The 6,974-nt window shown below is 68.7% G+C and carries 6 protein-coding genes and 1 pseudogene; 4 read left to right on the plus strand and 3 right to left on the minus strand.

Annotated features, from left to right (window positions below; translation table 11 throughout):
* Nucleotides 1-103: 103 nt before the first annotated feature.
* From ACWD4G_RS29195 to ACWD4G_RS29205, 3 genes are all read left to right on the plus strand, one after another.
* Nucleotides 104-2,131, plus strand: coding sequence for an FAD/NAD(P)-binding protein (locus ACWD4G_RS29195; RefSeq protein WP_451298553.1), 2,028 nt, complete (start codon nucleotides 104-106; stop codon nucleotides 2,129-2,131).
* An 87-nt stretch (nucleotides 2,132-2,218) separates the two neighbouring features.
* Nucleotides 2,219-2,671: a DoxX family protein gene (locus ACWD4G_RS29200; RefSeq protein WP_451298555.1), complete on the plus strand. Its 453-nt coding sequence runs from the start codon at nucleotides 2,219-2,221 to the stop codon at nucleotides 2,669-2,671.
* A 219-nt stretch (nucleotides 2,672-2,890) separates the two neighbouring features.
* Nucleotides 2,891-3,502 carry a DedA family protein gene (locus ACWD4G_RS29205; protein WP_451298557.1) on the plus strand — a complete coding sequence of 204 codons (612 nt, stop codon included), beginning with the start codon at nucleotides 2,891-2,893 and terminating at the stop codon, nucleotides 3,500-3,502.
* A 164-nt stretch (nucleotides 3,503-3,666) separates the two neighbouring features.
* Here the strand turns inward: ACWD4G_RS29205 and ACWD4G_RS29210 are convergent, their stop codons facing one another.
* Nucleotides 3,667-4,818 carry a helix-turn-helix domain-containing protein gene (locus ACWD4G_RS29210; protein WP_451298559.1) on the minus strand — a complete coding sequence of 384 codons (1,152 nt, stop codon included), beginning with the start codon at nucleotides 4,816-4,818 and terminating at the stop codon, nucleotides 3,667-3,669.
* A gap of 598 nt (nucleotides 4,819-5,416) precedes the next feature.
* On the opposite strand from ACWD4G_RS29210, the gene ACWD4G_RS29215 reads away from it, so the two are divergent.
* Complete coding sequence (locus ACWD4G_RS29215; protein WP_451298561.1) at nucleotides 5,417-5,647, plus strand: DUF7848 domain-containing protein; 231 nt, start codon at nucleotides 5,417-5,419, stop codon at nucleotides 5,645-5,647.
* Between the two features lie 404 nt (nucleotides 5,648-6,051).
* Here ACWD4G_RS29215 and ACWD4G_RS29220 read toward each other — a convergent pair whose 3' ends face one another.
* Together ACWD4G_RS29220 and ACWD4G_RS29225 are read right to left on the minus strand one after the other, a co-directional pair.
* A complete protein-coding gene (locus ACWD4G_RS29220) occupies nucleotides 6,052-6,213 on the minus strand; it encodes a hypothetical protein (protein ID WP_451298563.1) in 162 nt (53 codons plus the stop codon).
* 11 nt (nucleotides 6,214-6,224) lie between these two features.
* A pseudogene (locus ACWD4G_RS29225) lies at nucleotides 6,225-6,824 on the minus strand (DUF7800 domain-containing protein); the annotation flags it as partial.
* Between the last annotated feature and the right edge of the window lie 150 nt (nucleotides 6,825-6,974).

A 6,974-nucleotide genomic window follows, 5' to 3' on the forward strand; every position in this document is an offset into this window, starting at 1 on the left:
GGGGCTCCGCTTCCCTGAAGCGCGACGGCATGATGAGGCGGACCGTCCGCTTCCCGCGGGGGGTCTCGCCGCACCGCGCCCCACTCGCACAGGAGTTACGCCTTTGTCCGAGACCAGTGACGCCGGGATCGCTGTAGATGAAGCATGCATAGCCCTCGTCGGCGCGGGCCCACGCGGCACCAGCGTCCTTGAACGCCTGTGCGCCTCCGCCCCCGAACTCCTCAGCCCCGGCACCCGTCTCACGGTCCATGTCATCGACCCCGCCCCACCGGGCCCCGGTCAGGTCTGGCGCACCGCTCAGTCCCCCCACCTCCTGATGAACACGGTCGCCTCCCAGGTCACCCTGTTCACGGACGAGACGGTGGACTGCTCGGGCCCGATACGCCCGGGGCCGAGCCTGTACGAGTGGGCCACGGCGGGTGGGCTCGGGGAGTCCGGTGCGCGCGGTGGGCCCGGTGAGCCCGACCCCTCCCCAGCCCTCGGCCCCGACGACTACCCCACCCGTGCCCAGTACGGCCGTTACCTGGAGTGGGTCTTCGACGAAGTGGTGCGCGGGGCGCCGGGCGGTCTGCGTATCGAGGCGCATCGCACCCGCGCGGTCCGCCTCGACGACGCGCCCGACGGCACCCAGCGGCTCACCCTCGCCGACGGCCGTGTCCTCACCGGCCTCGCCGCGGTGGTCCTCGCCCAGGGCCACCTCCCCACGGTCCCCGGCCGCGCGGAACGCGACCTCACCGCGTACGCCGACCACCACGGCCTGCGCCACTTCCGGCCCGCCAACCCGGCCGACCTCGACCTCTCCCCCATCGCCCCCGGCGAGCCGGTCCTCCTGCGCGGCCTCGGCCTCAACTTCTTCGACCACATGGCCCTGCTGACGACCGGACGCGGCGGCCGTTTCGTATACGACGAGGAGGGCGACGGCGGCCCGCGCTACCTCCCCTCGGGCCGCGAGCCCCGCCTGTACGCCGGTTCCCGGCGCGGCGTCCCGTACTCGGCGCGCGGCGACAACGCCAAGGGCCCGTACGGCCGTCACACCCCGCTCGTCCTGACCCCCGAGACCATCGCCGCCTTCCGCAAACGCGCGGACTCCGGCGAGGCGCCCGACTTCCTGGCGGAGATATGGCCGTTGGTGGCGAAGGAGGTCGAGACGGTCTACTACGAGGGGCTGTTGAGGACGCGAGGACAGGAAGGACGGGAGGGGCCGGCGATCCGGGGTGAGGGGGCGCCCGGAGGCGAGGGCCCCCTCTTCCGTGAGCTGTTCCTCGCCGCCCCCCACCTCGGCCCCCAAGAGGCCGCCGTACTGGACGAGTTCGGCATCGCGGCGGCCGAGCGCTGGAGTTGGGAGCGGACCTCTCGGCCGTATACGGGTGAGGAGTTCGCGGACCCTGCGGCCTGGCGGAGCTGGCTGCTGGCGTATCTGCGCGAGGACGCGGCGCGGGCGAGGCTCGGCAATGTCGACGGGCCGGTGAAGGCGGCGCTCGACGTGCTGCGGGACCTGCGCAATGAGCTGCGGCTGATCGTGGACCACCGGGGGCTGACCGGCGAGTCCCGCCGGGACCATCTGGACCGCTGGTACACACCGCTCAACGCCTTCCTGTCCATCGGCCCGCCCCGGCGCCGTATCGAGGAGATGGCCGCGCTGATCGAGGCGGGCGTGCTCACGGTGCTGGGCCCCGGGCTGGAGGTGCGCGCGGCGGACGGGGCGTGGTCGGCGTGCTCCCCGGACGTGCCGGGCTCGGCGGTCCGGGTGACGACGCTCGTGGAGGCCCGCCTCCCGGAGCCGGATCTGCGCGCGACGGACGACGACCTCCTCGCCGGGCTGCTGCGGACGGGGCAGTGCCGAGCGCATGTCGTGGACGGTTACGAGACGGGCGGGTTGGACGTAACAGGACGTCCCTACCATCTGATGGATCGTCAAGGCGTGGCACACGCACGGCGGTTCGCGTTCGGGGTGCCCACCGAGGGGGTCCACTGGGTGACCGCGGCGGGTGCGCGTCCGGGGGTGGATTCGGTCACTCTTTCGGACGCGGACGCGGTGGCGAGAGCCGCTCTACGTGCGACAACAGGGAAAAGGGAGCACCAAGGGCAAGCAAAGGGCTGGCCAGATGTTGAACTTGCAACAATGAATTAGCTATGCCTAACTTAGGTGACTCAACGGTAATAACCGTCCCCACCGGCCCCACAAGGACCGGGTTCATACCGAAGGAGTCCCTCCAGCATGATTGGACGCCTGAACAGCGCCCAGCCATACGCCCTAGGGCTGTTCCGCATCGTCATCGGCCTGCTCTTCACCTGCCACGGCGCCCGCAGCCTCTTCGGCGTGCTCGGCGGCGTCGACGGCCAGGGCGCGACGGTCGCCACGGGCACCTGGCCCGGCTGGTACGCGGCCGTCATCGAACTCGTCGGCGGCGCCCTCGTCCTGCTGGGCCTCGGCACCCGCGCGGCGGCGTTCATCGCCTCGGGCGCCATGGCGTACGCGTACTTCAAGGTGCACCAGCCGCAGGCGCTGTGGCCGGTCCAGAACGGCGGCGAGGGTGCGGCCCTCTACTGCTGGGCCATGTTCCTGCTGATCTTCACCGGCTCCGGCGCGCTCGGCCTGGACCGGCTGTTCGCCAAGCGCACGACCACGGCGGGCGACAGGACCAGGCAGAAGGAACCGGTCGCCGCCTGACGCGCCACGGCCGTCGGGGGCACACCAGCGCCCCCGGCGGCCCGGTTTCCGTACCGCCCTCGCCCCAGCCGTTCCGTAGGAGCGCGCGCTCCCCGGCCGCCGAATGAACAGCGTGTGTCGGACACATGAGCCCCTGTGAGCCTTCTGTCATACCCGGGGCGTACGCTGTTCGGCTGTCACGGGTCGCCGTGGCTCCGGGGGACAACAGGAGAGTGTTCGGTGCTTGAGAGTCTGGGTTGGTGGGCGGTCGGCCCATGGATCTACGCCGTCGTGGCCGCGTCGATCCTCCTGGACGTGTTCCTGCCGGTGCTCCCGAGCGGTGTCCTGGTCGTCGCGGCGGCCACCGCGGCTGCCGCCGAGACGGCGGCGGGCGCCATGCCCCACGAGGTCCCCGACGTCCTGGTGCTGATGCTCTCGGCGGCGACCGCGTCCGTCCTCGGTGATCTGGTCGCCTACCGGCTGGCCTGGCGCGGCAGCGCACGCCTCGACCGCGCGATCGCCCGCTCCCAGCGTCTGAGGACGGCGCAGGAACGTCTCGGCGCGGCCCTGTCCCGTGGTGGCGGGCTCCTCGTCGTCATCGCCCGCTTCGCCCCCGCCGGCCGCTCCGTCGTCTCCCTCGGCGCCGGCGCCGCCCACCACCGGGCCCGCGACTTCCTCCCCTGGTCCGCCCTCGCGGGCCTGGCCTGGGCCGCGTACAGCGTCGCCCTCGGCTACCTCGGCGCCCACTGGCTGGGCCCCACCTGGCTCGCCACGGCGGTCTCCCTGGCCGCCCTCTTCGGCGCGGGCGCGGCAGCGGCGTACTTCATGCGACGGCCTCGGGCGCGGGGCTGAGAACGGGGACCGGGGCGGGTTTCAGGCTGCCTGGTGCTCAGTGAGTGGCGCGGCTACTTCGGGCACGTCCGCGTCATCCTGCAAGCGTGGCAGGATGACGCGCACGCACTCAGGGAATATTTCTGATGGAGTGTCAGATCGCGGAGTATGGCGCGTTCGGTGGCCTACTGCTCAATAGCTTTCAGGGTCTGATACGCCTCTCGCAGGTCTGCGCTTTCCGGGAGTTGCCGGGCTTCAACTGCCTTCACGACTTCCAGGGCTCGCCAGTGATTCGACGGGACGACTCTCCCCGACAGTATGGCTTTCTGGGCAGAATCACAGGCTTCGTCCAGCCGGTTCTCTTTGAGCAATACCAGAGCCAAGTCAATGTTGGCGGATGCTATCCGGCGAGGCCATTGTGAAGGGTCTTCGCTCGGGCCCAGACGCTTGATTACTTCCCTCGCGTATGCCTCTGCGGCTGTATCCCCGAGCCATGCGAGCGTTGTTGCCGTATAAGAGAGCGCCTTCGCGGGGTCGTACCTGTAATGGTGTTCCGGGCTGTCGGGAGTTCCCATGGCTGATGCCATTTTCTGTACCCGCTCAATGGCCGAGTAGGTTTCGGCGCCGTTACCCAGTCGCGCATTGGCTCTGCCTTCTTGTGCTGTCGCCTGAATCATGGCCGAGGTGCCCGCCGGAGCTATTTTCTGAGCCGCACGAGAGAGGTCAACGGCCCGGTCATAATCACCATCGGTGAGAACTCTCCAAGCCTCTGTCTCGTGGCACCATGCTTCAATCTCGGGGTGACCTGATTCCCTTGCCAGCGTTACTGCTGTCTCCAATCGCGCTGTGGCGGCATCGTCTTGCATCAGGTCGATATGGGCGGTGGCCCCGAGCAAAGACAGCCAGCCACCGATAACCAACAAGCGTCGGTGCTCAGACAGCGTCTTCTTACCGTCCAAGAGCTTGACCACGTAGGCGGAGTGTTTCCGGACGTGCCTTAGCAAGTCTTCCGATTTTGCCTTGGGGTACGCCATGGCCAGATCATCAAAGGCGCGCTCCATGCGTTCAAGGGTGGCGTTTCCTACGTCGCTGGCCTGTACGCGCCGGGCGAGTTCCCATGCGTCCATCTCATCGGCATGAGAGCCGCTGTCTTCTACGGTCAGCGATAGGCCGAGGTATTCGTTAAGGGCTTGGGTCAGTTCGGGTGAAGGAGGCTGTTTGCCGTTCAGTACCCGGCTCAGATATGCGACGTCGTAATGCAGCTCCCTGGCTGCACCCCTGAGGCTCTTCCCCTGTGCCTTGAGTGCCGTCCGTACCTCTGACCCGAAGTCGACCATGGCGTGCGCTCCCGTTGACTGTTGACGCCCAGGGTAGTCAACGCTGGTCAACTGCCCTACCAGTACGCCAAGTCGGTTGAGTCGGCAGACGCAACACAAAGCCCCCGGACCGCATGCAGGGTGATCCAGGGGCGTGGCCACCAAACCGATAGGGGGTTCGACGGCATGCGCAATACAACCAGACTCGCGCTCGGCAGTCTCCAGACAGGGGCAGGCACAGACGCTCGACAGGGCGAGTACATGACCTATGCGCCGCCGGGGGAGAAGTGCCCGGAGTGTGACAGGGGGATCAAGAGGCTTGACCCTTGCCGCCGGGTATCTGTTGGCACGGCCGTTCGGTATCGGCACGTGGAGTGTCCCGCTGAGACCCGTCCGCGCAAGGTGCGCTCATGACTGCCCCGGCGAAGCGGGCCAGCGCCTTACCTCAGCCTCAGTTGGTCAGTCTTCTCGATGACTCCACGGGGCTGTACGTGGACCCTCCAACGGGTTGGTGGACAGAACTCGGCGGCAAAGTCGACCGGGCGTCCGGGGTCATCGCGTTCCCGCCTCAGTCGCTGCCCCCGTGTCCGTTCCAGTGTTCGCTGTGCAAGGGGACGGCATGACGCGCGCCATCTACCGGTTCAGGGAACACACACTGAAGCCCGACGCCACCGAACCCACCCTGTTTGCTCTGCGATGCAAGGGGTGCGGAGAGAGCAGCGACGGTAGCGAGAAGGCCGAAGAGGGCAGCGCATGGGCTGAGGAACACCTCAAGGCGAACCCCGGTCACCTGGCGTATCAGGAACACATCACACGGTCGTACCGATTCGAGCCCGGAAAGTGGCTGTAACGATGCGAGATCAAGAACTCTTCGCCCCCGCCCAGCGGCTCACGGGAACGGTCGGCGACGATGTGCTGACCGTTCACAAGCTCAGCGAGGGAAAGCCCGTCTGTGGCGTAACCGGCGACATTGATCAGTGGCTTCGCGCCGTGACTTGTCCTGCGTGCGCGGAGGCTGAGCAGAACTGATGAGCTGTCCGATTCCCCAGGGTGGTTCCTGCGCTGGGTGCGAAGTGTGCTGCGTCGAAATCTTTCTGCCCGCGCAAGAACCGTACTTCGGTGAGGGCGAACCGGGCGGAGACCTAGACAGGCACGAGCAACCCGCCGGGCACCCCCACTGAGGCACCACCAACAAGCCCCGTTCATCTGCCCCTTCCCCAGGGCAGATGAACGGGGCTTCCGCGTTTCTGATGCTCAGCGCTGGTCCAGGCCGCGCGCAAGGTTTCTTCCTTCACCCGAGACTTCCGGGCGCTTCACCATGGTCAGCGCGTAGGCGGCATCGTTGCGCGCAGTGTTGATGATGCGCGTTTCCGCACGGTCGGTAATGCGCTGATGCTCAGCGACAAGCTCAGTCATGCCGACTCCCGCAGCCAGCGGATCTCGGGGTCCAGCCAGGACTCGTAGTAGAGGTGGGTGTACTCCTCGTAGTCCGCGACCTGGTCGCCCGGCGGATCGGTCAGGTCGCGGCGGGCGGCGAGCCAGCGGCGGGTGGCCTCGGAGGTCTCGTCCGCGTACACCTGGTCGCCCAGGAGGAGAAGGACGTCGGGGCGTTCGGCCCGCGGGTCTGTCGCGATCCGGGAGGCGAGGGTGTTCAGGGCGTCGGGGCCCACCCGGTCGGGCTCGCCCGTGGCCGGCGCGGCCCAGCGGCAGGAGCCGAAGGCCACGCGCACGGGGTCACTGTCGTCGGCCGGGGTGCGGATCTCCGAGGGCGGGAAGGCCGAGTCCGGCAGGGGCCAGACCGGGGTGCCGTCGAGCAGCACCTCGTACGCCGCCGCCGTGCCCGGGGTCAGGCCCGTCACCGGGATCAGCGCGTAGTGGTGGCCGCAGACCTGGAAGGTGCGGGCCGTACCTCCGCCGCCGGCGGCGCACCGCACCTCGGCGGCGCACGGACGGCTCGCCTCGACCCATACGGTCGCGGACGAGCCGTCCACATATCTCAGCAGCGGCCCCAGACGCAGCCCCGCCATCGCCGATCACCCGCCCTCTTCCGCCGGGTCAGCCCGCGGGGCGCGCGCCCCGAGGGCTGTCCCGCTCCTCCGTCGCCCCGAACGGTAAGCAACGGCGGGGGGCGGCGGGGAGGATCCGGGGCGGGGGCGTGGGGGGGACACACGAGTTAC

Source organism: Streptomyces sp. NPDC002643, from assembly GCF_053592555.1.